Origin of the sequence: Chryseobacterium sp. Y16C, assembly GCF_022488405.1 — a bacterium.
GTDB lineage: Bacteria > Bacteroidota > Bacteroidia > Flavobacteriales > Weeksellaceae > Chryseobacterium > Chryseobacterium geocarposphaerae.
The window spans coordinates 2,153,939-2,178,212 of the sequence record NZ_CP092711.1 but is presented as its reverse complement, the minus strand read 5'-3'; the positions used below and the strand labels follow the sequence as shown (position 1 = coordinate 2,178,212).

At 35.4% G+C, this 24,274-nt stretch carries 24 protein-coding genes; 7 read left to right on the top strand and 17 right to left on the bottom strand.

Features of this window, described 5'->3' with window-relative positions; all coding sequences use genetic code 11:
* Nucleotides 1-25 precede the first annotated feature (25 nt).
* Complete coding sequence (locus MKS83_RS09685) at nucleotides 26-622, bottom strand: TetR/AcrR family transcriptional regulator (RefSeq protein WP_240582994.1); 597 nt, start codon at nucleotides 620-622, stop codon at nucleotides 26-28.
* A 277-nt stretch (nucleotides 623-899) separates the two neighbouring features.
* Here MKS83_RS09685 and MKS83_RS09680 point away from each other — a divergent pair, with 277 nt between their 5' ends.
* Nucleotides 900-1,454, top strand: a complete 555-nt coding sequence (locus MKS83_RS09680) for a thioredoxin family protein (protein WP_240582993.1) — start codon at nucleotides 900-902, stop codon at nucleotides 1,452-1,454.
* A gap of 86 nt (nucleotides 1,455-1,540) precedes the next feature.
* On the opposite strand, the gene MKS83_RS09675 is transcribed toward MKS83_RS09680, so the two are convergent.
* A complete protein-coding gene (locus tag MKS83_RS09675; RefSeq protein ID WP_240582992.1) occupies nucleotides 1,541-2,179 on the bottom strand; it encodes an MBL fold metallo-hydrolase in 639 nt (212 codons plus the stop codon).
* A 67-nt stretch (nucleotides 2,180-2,246) separates the two neighbouring features.
* On the opposite strand from MKS83_RS09675, the gene MKS83_RS09670 reads away from it, so the two are divergent.
* Nucleotides 2,247-3,455 carry a DUF5103 domain-containing protein gene (locus tag MKS83_RS09670; protein WP_240582991.1) on the top strand — a complete coding sequence of 403 codons (1,209 nt, stop codon included), beginning with the start codon at nucleotides 2,247-2,249 and terminating at the stop codon, nucleotides 3,453-3,455.
* 87 nt (nucleotides 3,456-3,542) lie between these two features.
* On the opposite strand, the gene MKS83_RS09665 is transcribed toward MKS83_RS09670, so the two are convergent.
* The 5 genes from MKS83_RS09665 to MKS83_RS09645 all read right to left on the bottom strand — a co-directional run bounded on the left by MKS83_RS09665 (nucleotide 3,543) and on the right by MKS83_RS09645 (nucleotide 6,690).
* Nucleotides 3,543-3,803, bottom strand: coding sequence for a hypothetical protein (locus MKS83_RS09665; protein ID WP_240582990.1), 261 nt, complete (start codon nucleotides 3,801-3,803; stop codon nucleotides 3,543-3,545).
* A 1-nt stretch (nucleotide 3,804) separates the two neighbouring features.
* Nucleotides 3,805-4,035: a hypothetical protein gene (locus tag MKS83_RS09660; RefSeq protein WP_157798777.1), complete on the bottom strand. Its 231-nt coding sequence runs from the start codon at nucleotides 4,033-4,035 to the stop codon at nucleotides 3,805-3,807.
* A 197-nt stretch (nucleotides 4,036-4,232) separates the two neighbouring features.
* Nucleotides 4,233-5,261 (bottom strand): ferrochelatase, encoded by a 1,029-nt coding sequence (gene hemH, locus MKS83_RS09655; RefSeq protein ID WP_240582989.1) that lies wholly within the window; start codon nucleotides 5,259-5,261, stop codon nucleotides 4,233-4,235.
* A gap of 11 nt (nucleotides 5,262-5,272) precedes the next feature.
* On the bottom strand, nucleotides 5,273-5,800 hold the full coding sequence (locus MKS83_RS09650) for an NADPH-dependent FMN reductase (protein ID WP_240582988.1): 528 nt from the start codon (nucleotides 5,798-5,800) through the stop codon (nucleotides 5,273-5,275).
* Between the two features lie 11 nt (nucleotides 5,801-5,811).
* Nucleotides 5,812-6,690, bottom strand: a complete 879-nt coding sequence (locus MKS83_RS09645) for a NifU family protein (RefSeq protein ID WP_240582987.1) — start codon at nucleotides 6,688-6,690, stop codon at nucleotides 5,812-5,814.
* Nucleotides 6,691-6,842: 152 nt separating this feature from the next.
* Between MKS83_RS09645 and MKS83_RS09640 the strand changes: the two genes are divergently transcribed.
* Nucleotides 6,843-7,379: a gamma carbonic anhydrase family protein gene (locus MKS83_RS09640; RefSeq protein ID WP_240582986.1), complete on the top strand. Its 537-nt coding sequence runs from the start codon at nucleotides 6,843-6,845 to the stop codon at nucleotides 7,377-7,379.
* Nucleotides 7,380-7,449: 70 nt separating this feature from the next.
* Here MKS83_RS09640 and MKS83_RS09635 read toward each other — a convergent pair whose 3' ends face one another.
* Entirely contained in the window at nucleotides 7,450-7,893 is a 444-nt protein-coding gene (locus tag MKS83_RS09635; RefSeq protein WP_240582985.1) for a hypothetical protein, read from the bottom strand.
* Between the two features lie 64 nt (nucleotides 7,894-7,957).
* Between MKS83_RS09635 and MKS83_RS09630 the strand changes: the two genes are divergently transcribed.
* Nucleotides 7,958-10,087, top strand: a complete 2,130-nt coding sequence (locus tag MKS83_RS09630) for a helix-turn-helix domain-containing protein (protein ID WP_240582984.1) — start codon at nucleotides 7,958-7,960, stop codon at nucleotides 10,085-10,087.
* Between the two features lie 134 nt (nucleotides 10,088-10,221).
* Here MKS83_RS09630 and MKS83_RS09625 read toward each other — a convergent pair whose 3' ends face one another.
* Nucleotides 10,222-11,202, bottom strand: a complete 981-nt coding sequence (locus MKS83_RS09625; protein ID WP_240582983.1) for a terpene synthase family protein — start codon at nucleotides 11,200-11,202, stop codon at nucleotides 10,222-10,224.
* Nucleotides 11,203-11,304: 102 nt separating this feature from the next.
* A complete protein-coding gene (locus tag MKS83_RS09620) occupies nucleotides 11,305-12,318 on the bottom strand; it encodes a terpene synthase family protein (protein ID WP_240582982.1) in 1,014 nt (337 codons plus the stop codon).
* A 373-nt stretch (nucleotides 12,319-12,691) separates the two neighbouring features.
* On the opposite strand from MKS83_RS09620, the gene MKS83_RS09615 reads away from it, so the two are divergent.
* The gene (locus tag MKS83_RS09615) at nucleotides 12,692-13,696 is read left to right on the top strand and encodes an LLM class flavin-dependent oxidoreductase (RefSeq protein ID WP_240582981.1); all 1,005 of its coding nucleotides are present in this window, start codon (nucleotides 12,692-12,694) and stop codon (nucleotides 13,694-13,696) included.
* 58 nt (nucleotides 13,697-13,754) lie between these two features.
* On the top strand, nucleotides 13,755-14,876 hold the full coding sequence (gene ribB / locus MKS83_RS09610) for a 3,4-dihydroxy-2-butanone-4-phosphate synthase (RefSeq protein WP_240582980.1): 1,122 nt from the start codon (nucleotides 13,755-13,757) through the stop codon (nucleotides 14,874-14,876).
* 116 nt (nucleotides 14,877-14,992) lie between these two features.
* On the opposite strand, the gene fmt is transcribed toward ribB, so the two are convergent.
* From fmt to folK, 5 genes are all read right to left on the bottom strand, one after another.
* Nucleotides 14,993-15,940, bottom strand: coding sequence for a methionyl-tRNA formyltransferase (gene fmt / locus MKS83_RS09605; protein WP_240582979.1), 948 nt, complete (start codon nucleotides 15,938-15,940; stop codon nucleotides 14,993-14,995).
* A 133-nt stretch (nucleotides 15,941-16,073) separates the two neighbouring features.
* The gene (locus tag MKS83_RS09600; protein WP_240582978.1) at nucleotides 16,074-17,975 is read right to left on the bottom strand and encodes an ATP-dependent DNA helicase RecQ; all 1,902 of its coding nucleotides are present in this window, start codon (nucleotides 17,973-17,975) and stop codon (nucleotides 16,074-16,076) included.
* Between the two features lie 75 nt (nucleotides 17,976-18,050).
* Entirely contained in the window at nucleotides 18,051-19,508 is a 1,458-nt protein-coding gene (locus tag MKS83_RS09595; RefSeq protein ID WP_240582977.1) for an OmpA family protein, read from the bottom strand.
* Nucleotides 19,509-19,545: 37 nt separating this feature from the next.
* On the bottom strand, nucleotides 19,546-20,652 hold the full coding sequence (locus tag MKS83_RS09590; protein ID WP_240582976.1) for an OmpA family protein: 1,107 nt from the start codon (nucleotides 20,650-20,652) through the stop codon (nucleotides 19,546-19,548).
* Nucleotides 20,653-20,669: 17 nt separating this feature from the next.
* Nucleotides 20,670-21,086 (bottom strand): 2-amino-4-hydroxy-6-hydroxymethyldihydropteridine diphosphokinase, encoded by a 417-nt coding sequence (gene folK, locus MKS83_RS09585; RefSeq protein ID WP_240582975.1) that lies wholly within the window; start codon nucleotides 21,084-21,086, stop codon nucleotides 20,670-20,672.
* A 20-nt stretch (nucleotides 21,087-21,106) separates the two neighbouring features.
* On the opposite strand from folK, the gene sppA reads away from it, so the two are divergent.
* Nucleotides 21,107-22,861, top strand: a complete 1,755-nt coding sequence (gene sppA, locus MKS83_RS09580; RefSeq protein WP_240582974.1) for a signal peptide peptidase SppA — start codon at nucleotides 21,107-21,109, stop codon at nucleotides 22,859-22,861.
* A 71-nt stretch (nucleotides 22,862-22,932) separates the two neighbouring features.
* Here the strand turns inward: sppA and MKS83_RS09575 are convergent, their stop codons facing one another.
* Both MKS83_RS09575 and ftsY read right to left on the bottom strand, forming a co-directional pair.
* Nucleotides 22,933-23,196 carry a GlsB/YeaQ/YmgE family stress response membrane protein gene (locus MKS83_RS09575; protein ID WP_047441876.1) on the bottom strand — a complete coding sequence of 88 codons (264 nt, stop codon included), beginning with the start codon at nucleotides 23,194-23,196 and terminating at the stop codon, nucleotides 22,933-22,935.
* Nucleotides 23,197-23,268: 72 nt separating this feature from the next.
* Nucleotides 23,269-24,222: a signal recognition particle-docking protein FtsY gene (ftsY, locus tag MKS83_RS09570; RefSeq protein WP_240582973.1), complete on the bottom strand. Its 954-nt coding sequence runs from the start codon at nucleotides 24,220-24,222 to the stop codon at nucleotides 23,269-23,271.
* Nucleotides 24,223-24,274: the final 52 nt, after the last annotated feature.

Below are 24,274 nucleotides of genomic sequence, written 5' to 3'. Positions count from 1 at the left end.
TGTTAATATTTAATTCAAAAAAAAATTACAAAGACTTAATGAAAGCAGAAACGGTCTCATCTAAAGTCGTTTTATTCATCGTTGAAGGGATATCATCATTACGCATCATCATGATAGAGATTAGTCCATGCACTGCCGAAAACGAGGCGTGAGACATATGACAGGCATTTTCCGTTTTTGATCCGTTTTTCTTAATAATTTCATACGTGCAGTCGTACAGCATATCCTGAAAGGATGAGAATTCTTCTTTCATCATTCCTTTTCCGCTGCACTGCATCCCCAGTCCGAACATCAATTGATAGTACTCTTTATTTTTAAATGCAAATTTCCAGTAAGCATCTACAATAGCTTTCAACTGATCTTCGGGATTGTCGTGTCCTCTCTGAGCTTTCAGCAATTCGATGTGTAAACAATGGAAGCCATTGAGTGAAATCTCGTATAGTATAGCTTCTTTGTTTTCGAAGTGATCGTAAACTACCGGCGCACTGTATTCAATAGCATCGGCAATTTTTCTCATGGAAAGTGAAGCCCAGCCTTCGGTTTTAGCCAAAGAAAAAGCCGCATCCAGGATACTGGCACGTATATTTTCTTTTTCTCTTTGTCGGCGTTCATGTAACCCCATGATTTTATATTACTAACAGTGTTAGCAAAACTACAAACTTTTGAACATATCTTCCAAACAATTTTTAGATTTTAACTTTTAATTGCTCATTACATGTAATATATTACTGCTGAAAAGTGAGTGCTGAAAGCAATTGAGCAAGGTTTTATTTAGTCATTGTAAAAATTAATGAAGTGTATAGTCCATTTCAATTAAAGAAATATTAAGCTTTTAACATCCTGCTTCACGCTTCGTTTACTCAGGAAAATCTTTATCTTTGTACCTTAAAATAAAAAGTATGAATACTCCTTCTAATATGATTGAACTGGGAACTAAGGCCCCTTTTTTTGAGCTGCCGAATCCTTCAAAAAGCAACGAAATTCAGTCACTGGATGATCTGAAAGGCGAGAAAGGTACTTTGGTGATTTTTATGTGTAACCATTGTCCGTTTGTTCTTCATGTTATTGACAAGTTAAACGAATTGTATGAAGATTATAATGAAAGAGGGATTGAATTTATCGCCATCAACTCAAACGATGTAGAAAAATATCCCGCGGATTCTCCGGAAAAGATGATTGAATTCCAGATTGAAAGAAAATTCGATTTTCCTTATCTATATGATGAAAGCCAGGCTATTGCTAAAGCTTACGATGCAGCTTGTACACCTGATTTCTTTTTCTTTGATGAAAAATTAGATCTTATCTACAGAGGACAAATGGACGATTCAAGACCTGGAAACAATAAGGATGTAACAGGTGAAGATTTAATCATTGCTTTTGAAAATCTTTTATTGGGTGAGCCACAGGAAGAAATTCAGAGACCGAGTATGGGATGCAATATTAAATGGAAATAGTTCTTAATGAATTTTTGAAAATATAAAGCCGTCTTAGAGGACGGCTTTTTTTCTTATAGATACTTACTTTCCCAAATCATCAACGTTTATTTTAAGAAAGGATTGTGTTGTTTTTCAAATCCTATTGTTGTGGCATTTCCATGACCGGAAAAAACCTGGGTTTCATCATCAAGAATGAAAAGCTTTGTTTTGATGCCATTAATTAGTTGCTCATAATTTCCTTTGTATAAATCTGTTCTTCCAATGCTTCCTTCAAAAAGAACATCACCGGAAATCATGAATTTTCTTGCCTCGTTATGATAAACTACACTTCCCGGAGAGTGTCCCGGAACATGATAAATTTTGAATTTTTCCCCATCAAGATCAAGTTCATCTCCTTCATTAATATAAGTAGTTTCAACTTTAACGGGAGGAACCTGAAACCCGAATCTTGCCCCGCTTGCTGAAAGCATATCCAATACTTCCTGATCTTCTGTATGTAAAATAACAGGAACTTTATACTTGTCAAAAGCCCATTGCAATCCTAAAACATGATCGATGTGAGCGTGTGTTAAAAGGATCTTCTGAATATTTAACTTGTTTTCAGTGATAAAATTACTGATGGCATAAGTTTCCTGCTCATTCATGTTTCCCGGATCAATAATCCATGCATTTTTATGATCGTTATAAAGAATATATGTGTTTTCGCTTGCAAAATTGAATACGAATCTCTGAATGTGAAGCATAATTGAATTTTTTTTCAAAAATACGATATTATGTAGAAAATGGGTATTTTTCGTTATCTTCGTCATAATGAAAACTTTGCAATTACTTTTATTTTCTTTGAGCGGACTGATGTTTGGACAAAATATCCAGAGTATTCAGCTTTTTAATCCTCAAACCAACGATGAGACACCAGTAATCAAAATGAATGAGACGCTGGTTTTAAGTTTTGATGATCTTGCCAATACTAATCAGATTTACAGGTACACCATTAAGCATTATGACAGAAACTGGGAAGATGACAATCTTTTCTTTACTGAATTTGCGAATGGAAGCCTAAATGGACTTTTGGATAACTTCCAGTATTCATTTAATACATTACAGGCTTATACCCATTATAAACTGGTATTTCCCAACGATAAAATACAGCCAAAAATTTCTGGTAATTTTGAATTGATCGTTTATAAAGATTCTGCTGAGAAGCCTCTTTTTAAAAGAAGATTCTATGTGGTGGAAGATAATGCCAGTGTAGCGCTTGATGTTTCAAGATTTGTAGATAAAAATCCGAATCTCAATCAAAGGGTAGAAGTACAGGTAATTTCAAAAGGAGGAGATATTACTTCCAACGTCAACTCTGTGAGCATGAATGTAATGCAGAATAATAATCCTGATATGGTTATTAAAAATTTAAAACCAAGTACTACTTTAGGAAATAAGCTGCTTTTTCAACAATTAAATATTGCCTTTCCTGGAAATAATGAGTTTTATTACTTTGATAATAAGAACATGAATATGGCTGCAGATATGGTTCGTGCAACCGAAGTGAAAGACGGAGTGAACAATACTTATCTTCACCCGGTTTGGGCTTATCCTCTGAATTACCAGTATCAGCCGGATGTAAACGGAGCCTGGTATTACAGAAGGAGTGATTTAGGAATTGAAAGAAACGCGGAGAGAGAAGCGGATTATTCGTGGGTGTATTTTTCAATAGATTCGGATCCTATGGATAAGGAACTTTATGTTTTAGGCGGTTTCAACGGTTTTAAACCTTCTAAAGAATATCAGATGCAATATGATGAGGCTACTAAAAAATATGTAGCAAAAATATATCTGAAGCAGGGTTTCTATAATTATATCCTGGCAACGAAAGATGCTAACGGAGTTTTAAACTTAGGAGAAATTAACGGGAATTTCTGGCAGACGGAGAACCTTTATCAGGGCTTTTTATATTATGCTCCTTTTGGCAGAAATTATGACGGTTTGATGGGGTATGGAGAATTTAGAACACCTGTACGATAAAATAATAAAACAGATTAGAATGTAAATAAAAACCCTTATAGATGTTTCTGTAAGGGTTCACATATAATAATAGTTTAGGAATTCTTTTTATATTTTAAAAATAGCAGTTACCAGTAGATTTTCATGATCTTCAAATATATAATGAATATTCACAGGGAAATTCTGCATGGTATTAACGGTGATTTCGTTATGTCTTGTTTCATGGTTTTTTTTGTTTTGTAGGATCTCACCGATAGTTACTTTCAAATCTTCAAGAAAGTCCATTCCCATATTTTCTTTTTCCGCATTGAATACCCGCATAAGAAGCCTTATATCGTTTTTGGCAATAGAAGAAAGGAAGACGTTCATTTTATGCACAATTCTTTTTCAATTCGGATATATTTTTGTAAAAATCAAGTTTTGTAGCCGGGTTTTCATTATGAAACTGAATTCTGTACAGCACTTCATCCAATTGAAATTGAGGAATTGCAGGTCTGTTGTTGATTTCAAAACTCTCCACCATTTTAGCAAATGCTTCCAGAGTTTCGGGGCTGAAGCTTTCGATCTTTGTTTTTAAAATTTCGGCAGTTGCATTCATCATTTTTAATTTTTAGGGTTAATGATGTTTTTTTTGATGGGGTAAAGGTAAGAAAAATAATTAAATTTTACATTTTTATTTTAAAATAATAGGGGGTATTTTGAAATAAAATATATTTTATCAGAATTTTTTTTAAAAAATAGGGGGGTGTTTAAAAAATATTTAAAAAAAATAACCTCCACAAATGGAGGTTACTATTTTTAAACCAGATAAAATTCATTGAGCTTCTCTTCACAAAGCGTTTTTACCACTTCAATCCACCGATCTTCGTCATTCAGGCATGGGATGTAATGGAAATTTTCTCCTCCTCCGTGTAAAAACTGTTCTTTTCCTTCTACAGAAATTTCTTCTAAAGTTTCCAGGCAGTCTGAAACGAAAGCTGGACAAACAATGGCCAGATTTTTTACTCCTTTTTTCGGAATAGTTTCCAAGGTTTCATCCGTATAAGGCTCTATCCATTTATCTTTTCCTAATCTGGACTGGAAAGAGACAATTGTTTTTTCTTTAGGTAAATTGAGCTTTTCAATCACCAGATTGGTTGTTGTAAAACATTGGTGACGGTAGCAGAATTTATGACTCGGATTACTCTCTCTCGAACAGCAATCGTTTAAATTACACGTTTTGGTAGGATCGGTTTTATAAATATGCCTTTCCGGAACGCCATGATAAGAGAATTGAAGAGCATCGAAGTTTTCAGGAAGTTTTTCCTTGATGCTTTCCGCCAGACAATTGATATAGATGTCTCTATCATAAAAAGGCTGAATATAATTGATCTTTACGTTCGGAAACTTGGCTTTTCTTACTTCCTCAGCTTTTTCAATCACTGTTTCTGTTGTGCTCATCGCATATTGTGGATACAGTGGGAAAAGAACAATTTCAGAAACGCCTTTCTCTGTTAATTTTCTAATTCCTGTTTCAATGCTGGGTTCAGCATATCGCATTCCAATTTCTACCGGAACATCTACAAGCTTTTGAAGTTTTTTCTGAATTTTTTCGGTGATGACAATCAAAGGTGATCCTTCATCCGTCCAGACTGTTTTGTAAGCTTCTGCAGATTTTGCAGGTCTGGTATTTAAGATAATCCCACGAACCAAAAGTGCACGGAAAATCCATCGATAGTCAATCACTCTTTCATCCATCAGGAATTCATCCAGATATTCTTTTACGTCATTTACCGCTGTAGATTTTGGTGAACCAAGATTTACGAGTAAAATTCCTTTTTTAGCCAAAATTTTTAATTTTAATTATCAATAGACTTTTCAAAATTTGTCATAAACTTTGAAATTTTGGTAAAGGTATTGTTTTCTATCGAGCCGTTTTTATCAAATCTGCCCTTTATACCTTTTATCAGCAATTGGTGGTCATCAACTTTTGCGCCAAGAGTTTTCAGAATTAATAATAATTCTTCGTGTCCTTTTTCTCCATTTGCAGAAGCAGTAACAACTCCGACAAGTTTTTCACTAAAAATAGTAGTGGAAACACACCATTCCAATAAATTTTTTACCCTACTCGGAATACTGAAAATATATTCCGGCGTAGAAAAAAGTACACCTGCCGAAGTATCGATATCTTCACGGATTTTCAATACTTCAGCAGGTGTATTATTATTTGTAAGTTCTGTATCAAAATGAGGGAGAATAGAAAGGTCATCATATATTATGAAATCAACATTGGTTTTTGTTTCCAATGCTTTTTCCATTAATTTTAAATTGCTGGAATTTTTTGTAGCGCTTCCAATAATGATGATTATCTTCTTTCTATCAGACATTTTACAGAAAGTTATCCGTTTACAGCTTCCACTCTTTCTACCAAATCAGGAACGAATTGTTTTAAAATATTTTCAATTCCACCTTTTAATGTAGCTGTTGAACTTGGGCAACCAGAACAAGCACCTTGTAGAAGCATTTTGGCTGTTTTATGTTCTTTATCGTATTCCATCAAAGAGATTTTTCCGCCGTCATTTTCTACTGCAGGAGCAACATATTCATTTAAAATGTCAGAAATTTTCTGCTCATCGTCTGTATATTCTCTGTTGATGATTTTCTCAACAGGGTTTTCATGTTTCTGAGCTTCGATACTGGAAATTTCACCTCCGTTTTGAAGATATTCGGCAATGAAACCGCGAACAGCCATCATTACCTGATGCCATTCAACAGAATTATCTCTCGTTACTGCTACGAAATTATCAGAAATAAAAACTTCCGTAGCAAAATCGAATTCTTTAAAAATTCCCTGAGCCAAAGGAACTCCTTCAGCCTCATCTCTTGATTTTACTTCAACAAAACCATCCAGTAATAATTTGCTGGAAACGAACTTCATCACATTCGGGTTTGGGGTCATTTCAGCATAAATCTGATACATTTCTTTTTTCTTCTGAAGATAAATTCTCGGGTTAGCCAGCAATTCATCTTCTACTACATTTTTAAGGCTTTCAGCTACATGTTCCCATTCCACAGTATCTTGTTTGGCAACCGCCACAAAATTCGCCGTAATGAAAATTCTTTCTACAAACGGATAGTTGAAAAGTTCCTGTGCTAAAGGAATTTCTGAAATATCTGAATCTCTGTCCAACTCTAAAGATCCCGGAATCAGGTTGTAGTCTGCTACAAATTTCATCACTTTCGGGTTTTCGGTTGGTTCTATAAGGATAGTATGCATTTTTTCGTTAAATTTGAGATACAAAAATACGGAATTAGAAATTAGAAGTCAGAAGCTGGAGTTAGATTTTCGCTATCGGTATCATTTTAAAATTTTGAGAGATAAAATTTAATTTCAAACCGGCTCATTATCAAATTTTCAAATTAAAAAATATGGCACTTATAAAAGAACTTTTAGGAAAAGCACCACAAATAGGCGAAAATACTTTTTTGGCTGAAACAGCGACCATTATTGGGGATGTTACGATGGGGAAAGACTGTAGTATCTGGTACAATGCGGTGATTCGCGGAGATGTTCATTATATTAAAATGGGAAACAAGGTAAATGTTCAGGATAATGCAATGCTACATTGTACTTATCAAAAGCATCCTTTAAATATAGGAAACAATGTATCTATTGGTCATAATGCGATTGTTCACGGATGTACCATTCATGACAATGTTTTAATCGGAATGGGGGCTATCGTGATGGATGATTGTCTGGTGGAAGAGAATTCTATTGTGGGTGCAGGCTCTGTGGTAACGCAGGGAACGCATATTAAATCCGGAGAAGTTTGGGGAGGTGTTCCTGCAAGAAAAATTAAGGATATTAATGCACAGCTATTAGAAGGGGAAGTCAACAGGATTGCGGATAATTATGTTAAATATTCTTCCTGGTATAAAGAAAATGTAAAGCACGTTAAAGGATAAGAATGAACTTCAAAAGTAATAAAAAACTCTCTTGGTATAAATCAGGAGAGCTTTTTATTTAAGTGATACTTTATTGATATACTAAAACTGCTTTTCCGTTTTCACATTTCACTCCGGTAGGCTCCGCAGGCATCATGCAGTCTGAAGTAATGTTGTACTTTTTATTATATTCAGACATGATATTGGTGTAGCTTTTAATTTTAGGAAGAATTTCATTTTCCTTTTTTTTAGGATAGGCTATGTAAGAAACGGGTCCGCCACAAGCTTTTGATCCGATGGGTGAAAATGCCCAGTCTGCAGCATTGGTGCATTCTTCTTTTGCGATTTCCTCCTCAATATTCGACTTTATTTTATCCAGTCTGGCCTGGTCATATTTTTGACTGTTTTCATCAGCAGGTCTTTCAGAGATGTCTTTAGGTAGGGTGGAATCATCATTAACAACTGTTTTGCATGATACTGCAAAAAGAGATAGGCAAAGTAAAGCGGAAGATATTTTAAACAGTTTATTTTTCATAAAATTTTTTTTAACTACAATCAAAGTTTATGCCTTAACGACATTTTCCGTAATTTTGACAACGATGAACAATCATTTTTTTGACTTAATAGAGCATACCAACCGAAGCGTATTTTTAACAGGAAAAGCGGGAACAGGAAAGACCACCTTCCTCAATGATTTTGTCAAGCGGACACGTAAGAAACATATTGTAATTGCACCGACAGGAATTGCAGCAATCAATGCAGGAGGTGTTACTATTCATTCGATGTTTGGGTTGCCGCTGAGAACCTTTTTACCGACCACGGAAAGAATTGATACGAGTTTGGCAAATAATATTGCCGATCTGATGCCTCATTTTAAATACCGTAAAGATAAACTTAAACTCTTAAGAGAAGTTGAAGTCATCATTATTGATGAGGTTTCGATGCTTCGTGCTGATGTTCTGGATATGATGGACTTTTCATTAAGATTTATCCGGAGAAATAATCAGCGTTTTGGTGGAGTGCAAATGTTGTTCATTGGTGATTTATACCAGCTTCCTCCAGTAGTGAGAGATGAGCATATTTTGAAAATGTGTTATAATTCTCCTTTCTTTTTTGACAGCTTAGCGATTAAGGAAATTCCATTGATTACGATTGAGTTGACGAAAGTATACCGTCAGTCTGATGAAGAGTTTCTGAAGATTTTAAATGCAATCCGTGACGGTGATATTGCCAATATCGATTTTGATCATTTGAATGAAAGATATGATCCCGATTTTGATATGGGAAAAGAATCTTATGTTTACTTATGTTCGCACAACAAAATGGCGGATGAAATCAATCAGGAAAAATTAGCGGAGATAAAAGTTGACACCAAAACTTATGAAGCCAAACTTTTTGGAGAATTCAAAGAAAACCAGTTTCCCAACGAACAGTTTTTAGAGCTTAAAATCGGAGCTCAAATTATGTTTATCCGTAATGATATTTCGGGAGAGAAGAAGTATTTCAATGGGAAATTGGGTGAGATTTCCGGACTGGATGAAAATGAAATTAAAGTTATTTTAGAAGGAAGCGAAAGAGAAATTACCGTAAAAAGAGAAGTCTGGGAACAGAAAAAATATTTCCTGGATACGGATAAGAATATCAAGGAAGAAGTCCTGGGAAGTTTCGAACAGTTTCCGATAAAGCTGGCTTGGGCAGTTACGATACATAAAAGCCAGGGATTAACTTTTGATAAAGTCATTATTGATGCTGGGAAAAGTTTTACAGCAGGACAGGTGTATGTAGCATTATCGCGTTGCCGAACACTGGAAGGAATTGTTTTAAAATCGAAAATTACGCCTGAAGTTATTTTTAAAGACAACCGAATCCTGAAATTCCAGGGTGAAACTTATGCGAATGATAATGTAGAAGCAATTCTAAATCAGGAAAAGTACGATTACAGCATCAGGAAAGTTCTTCGTGCTGTAGATTCTCAATGGCTGCTGAATGAAGTGGAGGAGTGGAATAAATTATCAATTTCTACCAAAAGCATTGATAAGGTAAAGACCAATCAATTATACCTCCAGCTAAAACACGAAATTGTTAACCTTGGAAAGATCTTCGAAAAGCTGGAAAGAGTGATTTCACAGAAGGTGAATAATTTTATCGAACAGAAGGAACAGTGGTCGGAGATTGAAAGTAAAACAAAAGGTGCGGTTAATTTCTTCTTTACCGAGATCAGAGATAAAATTTTTAATCCCCTGAAAGAATTCTATGCCGAGATAAAAGGTGTAAAAGGGCTGAAGCAGTATAATGAAGAATTTAAAAACTGGCTGGAAGATGTAGAAGAATATCTGAACAGTTTAAAAGAAATTCATTTACTGGATACTAAACTTCTTGATGAGAAAAATGATAAGGAAGTCAGCATGAAAATTGCAAAAGTTCCGTCCCAGGTTCTTACTTTTCAGTTGTTTGAGCAAGGGAAAACTATTTCAGAAATTGCTTTGGAAAGAGGATTGGTAAAAGAGACGGTGATCGGTCATTTAGCAAAATTTGCCGAGCAAGGATTGCTAGATATTTCAAGAGTCATTACTTCCGATAAAATCAAAGCCTTTGAAGATGTTTTCTATAAAGATCCAAAAGAAACTTTGACAGAATGGAAAAACGCCTTGCCGAGTAATTTTGAATTTAACGAAATCAGGATTTTAATTAATCATTTTACTTATTTGAAAGAAAAAGCGAAGCAATAAACAATAGATATATTTGACATTAATTATTTCATAATTTAGGTAATAATCAAATACTGGAATGTATAAAATAAACACGGATTCGGTTTTAATTGAATCCGTGTTTTTTATATACGTACTTTATTGGTAATCATTTACTACAAAGACAATCCATATTCAGGCTTCGGAAATTCTCCTGGAGTTTTATAGCGGGTAGATGCCGTTTTGTGATACCACGCTCCCAATCCTGAGATCATTAGAGCCACGTTATGAACAAAACGTTCAATATTTTTCTGCTCGGAGCCAAAATCAGGCAGGTTATATTGTAATTCCACAAATTCCTTTACATAATCGTCGTGAATACGCATAGATTCTGCAATGGCTTCTTCTAATGAAACTTTGTACTGATGCCTTATTACCAATATAATGTTCAAGGTTTCAGTCTCTATTCTTAGCTCTTTTTCTATGGAGGCAAAATCATTTTGAATGGCCATAATGCGGCACATCAACATTTTTAATCGCTTGATCACTGGATGTTCTGATATTGTATTCGGAACAATATAATTGATGGCTGGCTCCACAGGATCTCCATACGGATACATTGAAATAGAATATTCACGTATAAGTAAAAGATTATTAAGAGTAGGAAATTCTTTTTTTAACTTATACGGTGTTTCTTCCATAATTCCGTAGGTCGTGTAATCATAAAAGTTTTTTGTCCAGCGTTCAAACCAATTATCATTAGCGTATGGAAGGAATTCTTGCCTGCTTAATGCTACTTGTCTCATCAGTCCGATATCATCAGATTTAGGTTGGGCACCCATCATAATGTCCATGATATGATCTCTGATATCAGCAAGTTTATGAACCGGACACAATTCATGATAATCGTCGTATAAAGTAAGCCATACCATAAATCTTGCAATAGGTCTTATTTGTTCTTTAGTGGAAGCTGCCGGAAACATGTAGGAAGCTGCTTCTACCAAACCGTGTTTTTTATATTTTGTTCGTGTGGCTTCGGACATGAATTGATAATCATCGTCAAGCCATTTGCTTTGTTCTTCATAAAAATTTTGGGAAAACGGGCCAACTTCATAAGGCCACGGATATTGTAGAACGGGAACGTCTTTTTGTTTCATTTTTTTGTTTTTAATTTTTAATAATAATCAGATAGACTAATACATAAAGATAAACAGGGATTGGGTTTTCATTGAATCCCCATTTCTATAAATACGCTATTATTACATTTGTTTTAGTTTGTCTTTCAGTTCATTAGCTTCCGGGAAATCTGCAGCTGTGTAGCGGGCTAATTTTGTAGATATACTTTTCCAGCCACTTAGCACCATACTCATATAATGTACCCAGTTGACAACCGCTTCATGCCAAATTCCAAAATCAGGAAGAGATGCTTGTAATTCGACAAATTCTTTCAAATCCTGATTATGCAAACGCAGGTTTTCCATACAGGCCTCTTCCAAAGTTATTTTATGCTCATTCTGGATTACCTTTACAATATTGTAGTAAACACTGTCTGTTGCTTCATCTTTTGCGACCGACTGAACTTCATTAAAAAAAGTTACCAAGTGGCAAGCCAATGCCTGCAAACGACGGATGACAGGGTGGTCATGAATTTCTTGTGGTAAAATGATCCCGGTTTCTACCTCTACAAGTTGTAAGAAAGGATAAAGGCAGATAGAGTCTTCACGTAAAGCAATACATTCCGTTACCGATGGATAAATTTTGTCTCTTTTCAATTTCAGCTCTCTTTCCAAGCCGTTGAAATATTTTTCAATCATTTCGGTAAAACGGGAAAGAGATACTTCTGGAATGAACAGCAGTAATTCTTGTCTTAAAGAAGCCAGCATTTTGCCAAGCGGTATTCCGGAATCTTCAGCGGTAATTTCTCCGTGCAGAATTGCAAGAGATTGGTCGCGGATGTATTGAATGTTTTCGGGCGTACTCTCTTCATAGAGATCGTCATTATATAAAGTCCAGAGCATCAACCGGCAAATAGGCCTGAACCTTTCAACAGATGCTGTGGGAAACCACTGCGCTGCGATATGTGCTGTTTTTGTTTTTTTGTACTTTTTCCGTAGATCAGGATTGTTTTCGAAGAGCCACAAATATTCTCCGTCAATCCACTGGGTTTCTGTGATCTCCTGTAATTGATCAGCGTGAGGATTCTTTAGGGTAGGGAACGGATACCTGAACTTCGTTTGAAGAAGCTCAAGCGTGTTAAATTTTTCGTTGTTCATGATTCTGGTTTTGGGTTTGTTTTATTGTTATTTTTTCATTCGCATACGGGTTTTTAATGATTATGTTTAACGGTTAGTCGGTTTTATCATAATTTTTATATTATGATGACATTAAAATTACAAATTATTCTATATAAAGTGAATATTATTTTATGAACTTTCAATAAATTATTTTTAAACTGTAAGATATATAATCATAACAATGAATTCTTCCGATAGTTTTTTCCTGAGCTAATCGATCAATCCTATCAATTACAAAAAGTAACTAATGCAATTTATTAATTTTAAATTTGCTTGATTTTTTTAATAAAAATTTTAATTATGAAATGGACGAAGGAGGTTCTGCATCTCCTTTAAAAATAAATACCTCGATATGAAAAATTTTGAAATGTCGGTTCTTGATCTTGCCCCTGTAAAGCAGGAAAAAAGCATTCACGACACTTTTCAGGACAGTTTGTCTTTAGCCAACTATACTGAAAATTTAGATTATAAAAGATTTTGGCTTGCAGAACATCACAATATGGAAAGTATTGCGAGTTCTGCAACTTCTGTTCTCATTGGTTTTATTGCGAACGGAACTAAAAAAATAAGAGTGGGGTCAGGAGGAATTATGCTGCCGAATCACAGTTCATTGGTGATTGCCGAGCAATTCGGTACACTGGAGTCCCTTTTTCCCGGAAGAATTGATCTTGGACTGGGAAGAGCGCCGGGAACAGACGGATTAACTGCTCAGGCGTTGGGAAGAAACCCTGCCATCATTAATCAGCAGTTTCCTAGGCAGATCCTGGAATTACAAAAATATTTCTCCAAAGAAAATCGCGATGCCCTGGTTCGTGCAATTCCGGGAGAAGGACTGGATATTCCGTTATATATTTTAGGTTCAAGCACAGACAGTGCATTTTTAGCTGCGGAATTGGGACTTCCATATGCTTTTGCCGGACATTTTGCTCCTGAACAAATGGAAATGGCGTTTAATATCTACAGACAGAATTTTGAGCCTTCAAAATATTTAGATCAGCCTTATATTATTGCCTGTGTCAATGGAATTGCAGCTGAAACTTCCGAGGAAGCTCATAAAATTTCAACGACTTTATTTCAGGCTTTCATTAATATTGTAAGAAATGACAGAAAACCTTTTGCTCCGCCGGTTGATGATATGGATGAAATATGGTCTGCAATGGAAAAATCAATGGTTTTACAGAAATTAAAATATACCTTGATTGGGGATCAAAAAGAAATTGAAGAAAAGCTTATAAGCTTCCAGGAAAAATTCAAAGTGGATGAATTAATGATCAATTCCCATATCTACGATCATCAAAAAAGACTGGAGTCTTATCATATTTTCAGAAATGCTAAAAACACGATATTCAAAGCATAAGATTAATTGGAAGATGCCTTTTTTTATGAGTATCTTTGCAGAAATTTAAAAAGTAAAAATGTCTGATATTAAATTAAATACTATTCCAGAGGCTATTGAAGACCTTAAAAATGGTAAAATAATCATAGTAGTAGATGATGAAGACAGAGAAAATGAAGGTGATTTTCTTTGTGCTGCTGAATTAACAACACCGGAAATCATAAATTTCATGGCTCTTCACGGAAGAGGACTGATCTGTATGCCGCTTCCTGAAAAGAGATGTGATGAACTTGGATTGGAAGTAATGGTAAGCAGAAGCAGCGATCCGAAAGAAACTGCCTTCACCGTATCGGTTGACCTTCTTGGGAACGGAACTTCTACAGGGATTTCTGCAGGTGACAGAGCGAAAACCATTTTAGCTTTGATGGATGAAAAATCTAAGCCTACAGATTTCATGAGACCCGGACACATTTTCCCGCTTCGAGCGAGAAAAGGAGGTGTTCTGAAAAGAGCAGGACATACTGAAGCGGCGATCGATCTTACGCATTTGGCTGGATTGAAGGAAGGTGGTGTAATCTGTGAGATTATGAATGAAGATGGCTCAATGGCACGTCTACCGGATTTACACGTTTTTGCTCAAAAGCATGACATGAAAATCGTTTCTATTGAAGATCTGATTCATTATCAGCTTAAAAAAGGAAATCTGATCGAAAGGTTGGAGGAAAGAAAAGTGAAAACTGCTTATGGAGATTTTGATTTCTTTGCTTTCAGAGAAACTTCAAATGATCAGATTCATTTTGCTTTAACAAAAGGTTCCTGGACTGTTGATGAGCCGGTTTTAGTAAGAGTTCAATCTTCTGATTCTTATTTTGATGTCTTGACAAGACTAAATAACGGCGAAAAACCTTTATTGCAGAAAGTAACCAATATGGTGAATGAAGCTGGAAAAGGAGCAATTATTTTCATCAATAACGTTTCGAATTCTGAAAATACATTGAGAAAATTACAACAGTTCTTAAATTACCAGGACGGTCAGGAACAGCATCCTACATTGGCCTATAATTACAGAGACTACGGGATCGGAACTCAGATTTTAAAGAATCTTGGAATCAATAAGTTTAAAGTAATCACTCAAAATCCTAATATCAAACCTCAAGTGGGAGGATATGATGTTGAGGTGACAGAGATGGTGCAATTATAAATGTGAATGGTGAATTGTGAATTAACTTCGTTGTCAATTTATTGATTCGATTTTAAATTCACTTGCAGAGCAAAATTGACTTATTGACATTTCACATAAAAAAATGGCTTGATTTCTCAGGCCATTTTTATTTCGTCAAAGTTTCTGAAACCATTCAGAAAATCTTTTACATTCATTCTTTTTTTTCCTTCCAACTGTAATTCTAAAGGAAAATAAATCCCGTCTTTTGTATAAATTTTAAAATCATTTTTGGAAATGGCTATACTTCCTGCAGGCTGATTGTGACTGGAAAGCTCAAATTTACCACCGAATATTTTTAATCCTTTTTCCTCTTCTCCGATTTTTAATATTGTAAAAGCGGCAGGATAAGGAGACATTCCTAAAATAAACTGGTGAACTTCTTTTGACGTTTTATTCCAGTTGATTTTGGTGTCTTCTTTAAAGATTTTATAGGCATTTTTCGGATGCTCTACATTAGGTTGAGGTTTTTCAATAATGGAGTTTTCTGCTAATCCGTCCAATGTTTTCACTACTAATGTTGAACCCATTTCCATCAGTCTGTCGTGAAGGCTTCCTGCATTTTCATCAGGTAAAATAGCTAGTTCTTCCTGTAATAAAATATTTCCTTCGTCAATTTTTTCATTGATAAAAAATGTGGTTGCTCCGGTTTTTTCTTCACCGTTAATCACTGCATAATTAATGGGAGCAGCGCCCCTGTAATCGGGAAGTAAGGAAGCATGTAAATTAAAGGTACCCATTTTAGGCATTTCAAAAAGAACTTTTGGCATCATCCTGAAAGCCACCACTACAAAAACATCAGCATCAAGCTTTCTTAATTCTTCTAAAAACTCAGGATTTCTCAATTTTTCAGGCTGAAAAACGGGAAGGTTATTTTCTACGGCAAAAACTTTTACAGGAGACTGGCTGATTTTTTGCCCACGTCCGCTCGCTTTATCTGCAACGGTAACAACGCCTACAACTTCATGATGTGATTGGTGAATGGCTTCCAATGAAGTCTTCGCAAACTCCGGAGTGCCTAAAAAAACTACTTTCAATGATTTCATGCTGCAAAGATAAGTTCTTTATTAAAGGATTAAAAGATTTAAAAATTATTTCTGTCATTCTGAAAGAAACGTTATGAAGTAAAGAATCTATTGGAATTGAAATAGATTCCTGTTGTTAAAATGATAATGACATTTAAGCTAACATATATGTTCTGAAATTCAGCATCTTTACTTTTCCTGAATCTAAAAGATAAATGAGGTTTTCCAGAATGTTATCTTTCGGATGATAAGTAAGCTGTATCGAAAGTTCTTCTATCGTTGCCGGTTTTTTAGCTAAAATGTTAATGATTTCCAGAGAAATATTCTGTCCGAAAACTGACCGTTTCTTTTTTTCACAGACAGAACAGTTACCGCAATTTTTAGTATCCTTTTCTCCAAAATAAGAAAGAATAAGCTTCATTTTGCAGTATTGGTTATCTTCAAGATAAAATTTCATTTCTTCCCATTTCTGGATCTTGTTTTTCTGAATATGTTCAAACAATTTCCAGTATGAGCTGTTAATAAGTCTTTCGTCTCGTGGTTTTAAAAACTTAATGCTTGCTAGAGCTCCGTCAACATATTCTATATAGTTTTTTTGCTGTAATTCTTTTAATCTTTCTTTGATTAATGGAACGCTTACGTCGATTTTATTGCTGACCTGCTGTTCGCTGAACATTACTTTATGAGTGGTAATTCCGGATACTGTTCTTAATAAAAGTTCAATAAAATAAGCGTCTTTTTGAGGGAGCTGATCAATTTCATCTGCTTTCATCAATAACTGCAAAGATGAAAGGCTTTTATTGTTATTATAATAAATAATTTCCTGGTTATGCAGAAAGCCCAGTACATTATTGATTTTTGCTTTCGACAGCTTTGTGAAATTCTGAATTCCAGCCGTATTCAATTGAAAAACTTTCTCAGGAAGTTCATATTCTGCCACCTGAAAAACAGAGTAGAGATAAGTAATGATTCTTAAGAACTCTGCTTTATTCGGGATCTGGTTTTTTAAGATCTGATCAAAATTTGAAAGTTCCTGTTTGTCCCAAAGCAAGAATGCAAAGCTTTTTTTACCATCTCTTCCGGTTCTTCCTATTTCCTGATAATAATTTTCAATAGAAGGGGAAGGAGAGAAGTGAATGACGAAGCGAACATTATCTTTGTCGATTCCCATTCCGAAGGCGTTGGTGGATATTAGAACATGCTGGTCGCTGTTATTCCAAATGTTTTGTCTGGTGTTTTTTTCTTTTGTTGTAAGCCCTGCATGAAAAAAATCAATATTTTTCAATTGGTTTTTATGAAGGAATTCAGTCAACTGTTCCGCATCTTTCCTTGTTCTTACATACACAATACCAGATTTCGTAGCATATTTCAAGATGTCAAAAACCCTTTGGTATTTATCTGAAACTTCTTCTGAAAAGATCTTGATATTCTCTCTCTTAAAGCTTTTTTGAAATACAGCAGGATTCTTTAATTCCAACTTAGATTTGATTTCATCCAGCACTTTTGGTGTTGCAGTCGCCGTTAAAGCTAAGCAGGCAATTTCAGGATTATTTTTTCTAAATTCTTTAATATTCTGATAGCTGGGTCTGAAATCCTGCCCCCACTCCGAAATACAGTGTGCTTCATCAACTGCAATGAAGGACAGCTGTATTTCTTCGATATTCTGTAAAAACTGAGTATTTGTCAATCTCTCGGGAGAGACATATAATAATTTTGTGAGACCGTCTTTACATCTGTTATAAATAACTTCCGCATCAAATTCATCCAGTTCGGAAGATAGGTATTCTGCTTCAATCTGACGGCTTTTCAATTGATTGACCTGATCCTTCATGAGCGCGAGTAACGGTGAAATAACCAGACATACACCTTCACGAAGAAGTGCAGGTAACTGATAACACAGTGATTTTCCAGCTCCTGTAGGTAGCAAGGCCAATGTATCTTTTGAATGAAGTATGGAATCTATAATTTCTTCCTGAGAATCCCTGAAAGTGTCATAGCTCCAAAAATATTTCAGAGTATCAAATTTTAATTTTTGTAGGTCTTGTGGAGAAATCATAAGGTAAAAATAAGGAAAGTATTGAAACAAAAAAAGTCACGCATTGCGTGACTTTTCAATATAATAGAAAGTTTACTATTTAGCTTCGAAATATACCCTTCTGTTAGCTCTGTTTTTCCATTCTGGACATTTTGTAGCTGGGTCACATTCAGGATATTTCAGGTCTTTTTTACCTTTACCAATTGCATTTAATTTTCCAGACTCAACTCCGTTTTTAATTAAATAATTTTTTACATTATTTGCTCTTCTTTCGGATAATTTCTGGTTGTAAGCATCAGTACCTCTCGTATCCGTAGCTCCTACTACTGTATAAGTACCACTTGATGAGTTGATATAATTTACAGCGTTGTTAAGGATAGGAGTGTTAGATGGTAAGATTCTGTCTGAGTTCAGATCGAATTCAATTCCTTCCAACGTTCTTGTATCATCCGTTACAGGTCCGGTTGTTGCAGGAGCAACTGGGCAGCCACCATTTTCAACAGGTCCTGGAACAGTTACACATTTATCGTAAAGGTCAATTACTCCGTCTAAGTCTGTATCAAGGGCAACTCCGGCTCCGTCAACTCTTGCTCCTGCAGGAGTATCAAGCTGTCTGTCCCAATCATCACAAACACCGTCGTTATCTAAATCACCTTTTTTACAAACCTCAATATCTTGATTTTTATTAGCTAAAACGTCTAGCTTATAATATACTTCTTGAAGAGGGTCATGCCACATTAAGTGAGACTCGTGTTTTCCTAATTTTAAACTTACCCCTAAAGTTGCATTAAAGAAGTTGTCTGAAACTTGCTCTTCACGCTGGTTGATAGCGCTGTATTTGTCACCTCCTCCATCAAACTCATCATCACCGGTCATAACGTACATTACTCTACCTTCAATGTCAAGTCTTCTGTTAACTTTGAATTTAACACCGGCACCAGCTTGAGCGAACATTGAACCCAATTTGAAAGGTTTAATTTCTGTCATCAATCTTTGTCCGTTTTCATCTTTCTGATAAGCTCTATAAGCTAATGTTCCAAGACCTCCATAAGCATGCAAAGCCCATCTGTATGGAGACTTATTGTCAACTCTTCTTAGTATGTTTGAAATATTAACATCTCCCAATAAAGAGATTGCATCATATTGAGTTCTTGCTCCTACTTGCTGGTAAACAGATGCATTTACTGGTGCATCTTTTTTAGTACTGAACCATCCTTGTCTGGTTTCTCCTCTGTCATATTGTAAGTTAATACCGAAAGCATGGGTAATCGCCTTATCAATACTAATATATGCAGAATATCCGAAAAGATTTTTACCGTTACCATTTTTTATTGATGTTAAATCTGCCGATTGAACTAATGGTACACCGACCCCTGCTGAAATAGCCCAATCATTAAATCTTTTAGATTGATTAGTGAAGGGAGAAACATTTGCTGAGCCTGATGAAAAAGTATTAGGATATTTTTCTTCAGCCGAAACTGCTGTTGAATCTTGTGCAAAGCTTATGGCAGGAACAGCCAGTGCTAATGCTACAATTGCTAAACTTATTTTCATAGTGTATTTTTATTATTTAGTTAATTAAATGATTTATTTATTTAGGGCAACCAGCATTTTCAACCGGTCCAGGTACAGTTACGCATTTATCATAAAGATCAATCACACCGTCAAGGTCCATGTCAAGTGCAACACCGGCTCCGTCAACTCTTGCTCCTGCAGGAGTGTCAAGCTGTCTGTCCCAGTCGTCGCAAACGCCGTCATTGTCTTGATCTCCTTTTTCACATACAACAAAATCTACATTGGTATTTTCTAAAGTATGGATTCTGGAGTATGTTTCTTGTAATGGATCGTGCCAAGCCAAATGTGTCAAATGTTTTCCTAGTTTGAAGGATACTCCTAAGTTAACTGTCCAGGCATTATCAGATCTTCTTTTACTGATCATGTTATACTTGGAAACTTTGGATGCTGGATCGTAATCGGCAGGTCCTGCGTTTCCTCCTCCATCAAATTCGTCATCCCCACTGATAATATACATTGTTCTTGCCTCTATATCAATAAGTTTGGAGACATTGTATTTCAATCCAACACCAAACTGGTAATAAATTGAATTAATATCCATTTTTTGCTTAATGAATAAAGGAATTCTAGGCGGAGTGGTATTCCATCTGAATTCATTATTGTCATGTAAAGATGTGTTATAGCTCATCAATCCAATACCGGCATAACCATGGAAAGCCCATCTGTAAGGAGAAAGGTTGTCTACTCTTCTCAAAAGATTTGAAAAGTTAACGTCTCCCATTAAGGCAATCTGATTAAATTTCGTATTGGCTTCCGCAACTCCTGCGGCAGTTCCAGCAGCTCCGTCAAGCTGAGCTTTCTGTGTTGTTTCACCTCGCTGATAAATAAGGCTAACTCCTACAACATGAGTAATCTGTTTGTCGATACTCACGTAAGAGTTATATCCCCAGTTGACCTTTTTATCATAAAAAGATCTCAAGTCAGCGTGAACCATGAAAGCAGCACCTCCACCGACTGAGATAGACCAGTCGTTGAATTTTCTTGCTTTGTTGTTGAAAGGCTGTACATTGGCAGAACCAGAGGAGAACGTATTAGGGTATTCATCGTAGGAACTAACAGCAATACTGTCCTGTGCATATGTTGCAATAGGCAATGCAGCCAATAATAATAAACCTAATTTCATACAATATGTTTTATGTTTTAGATAAAGTCTTTTAAGATTATCTTGGAGAATTCCCTTTCAAAAAGATGTTTCTGATGAGGGATTTCTAGCTTTTCTGACACAAATTTCAGATTGTCAAACTTTACGATATCAATATCTATTACTCTGTCCGTATATACTCCCAGAGTGCTAGAATCATGTGCTCTTCCCATCTCAATTTCAATCCTTTTGATATGTTTAAGTAACTGAATAGGTGAAAAATGTGTACATATTACTAATGCAATATTACAAAAAATATTAGAACTAACAAATTCTACGGGTTCAGTAATTAAAAATTCGCTTAAATTTATTACATTTCCTACCTCCTTATTGAGTTTGTCAATAGCCAGTTCAATATTTTTTTTTGTATCACCAAGATTACTTCCGAGTAACAAAATGACAGTATGTTGCGACATATTGTTTAAATATAAATTTTATGAAGAGTTTCTTTAAAAATGTATTGGCAAATATAGTTGCATTTGTAATACTATGTGCCGTGTTTTTTTTCTTTTTTATAGTCGTTGTTTTCTTCAGTGCAATGAGTGGAGAAAAATCTGTTGTGGTAAAAAAGAATTCAGTTTTAACCATTAATTTAAAGACAGATATTATAGATAGCCCTACAGAAGAACAGACCAGTATATTTAACGTAAGTGATAAAAATAAAAGCATATTGCTGTATGATGTTTTAGAGGCCATAAAGAAAGCTAAAACCGATGATCATATTAAGGGAATCAGTATTGAAACTGATCACCTAAATGCGGGAATTACTCAATTGGATGATATTAGAGCTGCCTTAGAAGATTTTAAAAAGAGTGGAAAGTTTGTATATGCTTATGGAAATGGAGTTTCCCAATCTACCTATTATTTAGGATCTGTGGCGGATCAGTATTTCCTAAACCCTTCAGGAATGATTGATTTGAAGGGGCTTGCTACTGAAGTTACCTTCTTTAAGGAATTTGCTGATAAATACGGAATCGGAATAGAAGTAATCAGACACGGTAAATTTAAGTCTGCGGTAGAACCTTTTATAAGAAATGATATTTCTGATGAGAATAGGGAACAGCTAAGTACTTTATTGAATGATATTTGGGGAAATACTGCTGCAAAAATATCGGCTTCCCGAAAGATAGATGCCAATCAGTTTAAAACTGCGGTAGATAGTCTTTACGGAATGATTCCCGAGCAGAGTCTAAAGTATAAATTAGTAGATAAATTAGTTCAGAAATCAGAATATGATGATTTTATCAAATCTAAGATAGGTACATCTAAAGATGAAAAGCTAAATAAAGTATCTATTACAAACTATATCAATTCATATTCTGATAAGGACAGCTCTGGAGATGGTGTTGCAATACTTTATGCTTCAGGTTCGATTAATAATGGAGATAAGTACGGGGATATTTATTCGGAAAAATATGTGAAATATATTCAGGAGCTTAAAAATGATGATAAAGTAAAGGCTGTTGTTTTCAGAATTAATTCTCCGGGAGGAAGCGCAAATGCTTCAGATGAAATTTTATACGAGCTTCAACAACTTAAAAAAGTAAAACCAGTTGTAGTGTCATTTGGAGATTATGCTGCTTCGGGAGGATATTATATCGCTATGTCTGCGGATAAAATTTATTCTGAACCGAATACCCTTACAGGTTCAATAGGTGTTTTTGGAGTAATGCCTTATTATAAAGAGATTGCCAATAAAAACGGAATACGTTCAGATATTGTGGCTACGAATGCCAATTCTGCTTATTACTCTGCTTTAAATGGATTGACACCTTATGGAGTTGCACAGGTTACAAGAAGTGTTGAGGGAACTTATAAAAGATTCGTTCATTTTGTAACACAAAACAGAAAACAAACGTTTGAGCAAATTGATAACGTAGGGGGAGGAAGAGTCTGGAGTGGAGTACGTGCCAAGCAAATTGGTTTGGTAGATGATTTGGGAACATTGAATGATGCTGTGAAATTTGCAGCGCAGAAGGCAGGCCTGAAATCTTACGGGGTAACATCATATCCGAAGAGAAAAACAGCATTTGAACAGATTTTTGATGATATGAATGAAGATGATATTTCTGCAAGATTAATTAAGAATAAAATAGGGAAAGCCAATTATGAAATTCTTGAGCAGGTTACTAACCAAAAGCTGAAGTCTGAAGTGAAAATGGAAATGCCTTATCAGATAAAAATTAACTAAATTATATATTGTAACAAAAACGGCGGATTTGAATTTTCAAATCCGCCGTTTTATTTTATGCTAATTATTTGTCAGCTACTTTTCTTCGTTGCCATTCCGTAGATCCAGAGGACGATCAGTGCTCCTCCGATAGCTAAAATCCAGCTTCTTGGATTCCAGAAAGAAGTGACATCACCCCAGTGTAAAATATACACGCCAATAGCTCCACCCACAAAAGCTCCTACAATTCCTAAAATGATTGTAATCAGCCATCCTCCTCCCTGAGTTCCCGGCATGATCATTTTTGCGATTGCTCCAGCAATAAGTCCGAATAAAATCCATGTTAAAATTCCCATAGTTGCAAATTTTTTAATTGTTAATATTTATGAAATTGATTTTTGCTAATGTAAGGGAAAACATGATAAATATCATCTTTTCTTGAAGAACGAATCAACAAATTCCGTACCATTGAATAATTGAAGGTCCTGCATTTTTTCGCCCACTCCAATATATTTAACAGGAATTTGGAACTGATCGGAAATACCAATTACAACTCCGCCTTTTGCGGTTCCGTCAAGTTTTGTTACCGCTAAAGCATTGACTTCGGTTGCTGCGGTAAATTGTTTAGCCTGCTCAAAAGCATTTTGTCCCGTAGATCCGTCAAGAACCAGTAAAATCTCGTGAGGAGCATCGGGAATAACCTTTTGCATTACTCTTTTGATTTTAGAAAGCTCATTCATTAGATTGATCTTATTGTGAAGTCTTCCGGCTGTATCAATGATTACAACATCTGCATTTTGGGCAACGGCACTTTGTACAGTATCAAAAGCTACAGAGGCAGGATCTGATCCCATTTCCTGTTTTACGATAGGAACGCCGACTCTCTGGCTCCAGATTACTAGCTGATCTACAGCGGCCGCTCTGAAGGTATCCGCAGCTCCTAGAACGACTTTTTTTCCTTCGGAAGTAAACTGATGGGCTAATTTTCCAATGGTTGTTGTTTTACCGACTCCGTTTACTCCTACAACCATAATAACATATGGTTTTTTAGAAGTGTCAATATTTCCTGTTCCCGCATGAGGGTTTTCAAGAAGAAGTCCTGAAATTTCTTCACGGAGGATTTTATCCAGTTCGTTTACATTAATGTATTTGTCCCGGGCAACACGTTCTTCAATTCTTTCTATGATTTTGATGGTTGTAGAGGCACCCACATCGGATGCAATAAGTACTTCTTCAAGGTCATCCAGAACTTCATCATCTACTTTGCTTTTGCCGACTACGGCTTTCGTCATTTTTTCAAAGAATCCCTGGCTGGATTTTTCCAATCCTTTATCTAAAGTTTCTTTTTCTTCTTTTTTAAAAATATTTTTAAACCAACTCATAGAATTTTATAATATAAGATGTTGTGTTATCTGTCTTTAGAACAAAGATAAC

What these genes read in the sequence shown, in the direction of transcription:
- MKS83_RS09575 (WP_047441876.1), bottom strand. Translation starts at nt 23,196, where the DNA reads ATGGGAATTTTAACATGGATTTTATTCGGACTTATTGCTGGAGCAATC.
- MKS83_RS09680 (WP_240582993.1), top strand. Translation starts at nt 900, where the DNA reads ATGAATACTCCTTCTAATATGATTGAACTGGGAACTAAGGCCCCTTTT.
- MKS83_RS09650 (WP_240582988.1), bottom strand. Translation starts at nt 5,800, where the DNA reads ATGTCTGATAGAAAGAAGATAATCATCATTATTGGAAGCGCTACAAAA.
- MKS83_RS09600 (WP_240582978.1), bottom strand. Translation starts at nt 17,975, where the DNA reads ATGATTTCTCCACAAGACCTACAAAAATTAAAATTTGATACTCTGAAA.
- MKS83_RS09590 (WP_240582976.1), bottom strand. Translation starts at nt 20,652, where the DNA reads ATGAAATTAGGTTTATTATTATTGGCTGCATTGCCTATTGCAACATAT.
- MKS83_RS09670 (WP_240582991.1), top strand. Translation starts at nt 2,247, where the DNA reads ATGAAAACTTTGCAATTACTTTTATTTTCTTTGAGCGGACTGATGTTT.
- MKS83_RS09630 (WP_240582984.1), top strand. Translation starts at nt 7,958, where the DNA reads ATGAACAATCATTTTTTTGACTTAATAGAGCATACCAACCGAAGCGTA.
- MKS83_RS09595 (WP_240582977.1), bottom strand. Translation starts at nt 19,508, where the DNA reads ATGAAAATAAGTTTAGCAATTGTAGCATTAGCACTGGCTGTTCCTGCC.
- MKS83_RS09660 (WP_157798777.1), bottom strand. Translation starts at nt 4,035, where the DNA reads ATGATGAATGCAACTGCCGAAATTTTAAAAACAAAGATCGAAAGCTTC.
- MKS83_RS09675 (WP_240582992.1), bottom strand. Translation starts at nt 2,179, where the DNA reads ATGCTTCACATTCAGAGATTCGTATTCAATTTTGCAAGCGAAAACACA.
- MKS83_RS09640 (WP_240582986.1), top strand. Translation starts at nt 6,843, where the DNA reads ATGGCACTTATAAAAGAACTTTTAGGAAAAGCACCACAAATAGGCGAA.
- sppA (WP_240582974.1), top strand. Translation starts at nt 21,107, where the DNA reads ATGAAGAGTTTCTTTAAAAATGTATTGGCAAATATAGTTGCATTTGTA.
- MKS83_RS09665 (WP_240582990.1), bottom strand. Translation starts at nt 3,803, where the DNA reads ATGAACGTCTTCCTTTCTTCTATTGCCAAAAACGATATAAGGCTTCTT.
- MKS83_RS09620 (WP_240582982.1), bottom strand. Translation starts at nt 12,318, where the DNA reads ATGAACAACGAAAAATTTAACACGCTTGAGCTTCTTCAAACGAAGTTC.
- fmt (WP_240582979.1), bottom strand. Translation starts at nt 15,940, where the DNA reads ATGAAATCATTGAAAGTAGTTTTTTTAGGCACTCCGGAGTTTGCGAAG.
- ftsY (WP_240582973.1), bottom strand. Translation starts at nt 24,222, where the DNA reads ATGAGTTGGTTTAAAAATATTTTTAAAAAAGAAGAAAAAGAAACTTTA.
- MKS83_RS09615 (WP_240582981.1), top strand. Translation starts at nt 12,692, where the DNA reads ATGAAAAATTTTGAAATGTCGGTTCTTGATCTTGCCCCTGTAAAGCAG.
- folK (WP_240582975.1), bottom strand. Translation starts at nt 21,086, where the DNA reads ATGTCGCAACATACTGTCATTTTGTTACTCGGAAGTAATCTTGGTGAT.
- MKS83_RS09635 (WP_240582985.1), bottom strand. Translation starts at nt 7,893, where the DNA reads ATGAAAAATAAACTGTTTAAAATATCTTCCGCTTTACTTTGCCTATCT.
- MKS83_RS09625 (WP_240582983.1), bottom strand. Translation starts at nt 11,202, where the DNA reads ATGAAACAAAAAGACGTTCCCGTTCTACAATATCCGTGGCCTTATGAA.
- MKS83_RS09685 (WP_240582994.1), bottom strand. Translation starts at nt 622, where the DNA reads ATGGGGTTACATGAACGCCGACAAAGAGAAAAAGAAAATATACGTGCC.
- MKS83_RS09645 (WP_240582987.1), bottom strand. Translation starts at nt 6,690, where the DNA reads ATGCATACTATCCTTATAGAACCAACCGAAAACCCGAAAGTGATGAAA.
- ribB (WP_240582980.1), top strand. Translation starts at nt 13,755, where the DNA reads ATGTCTGATATTAAATTAAATACTATTCCAGAGGCTATTGAAGACCTT.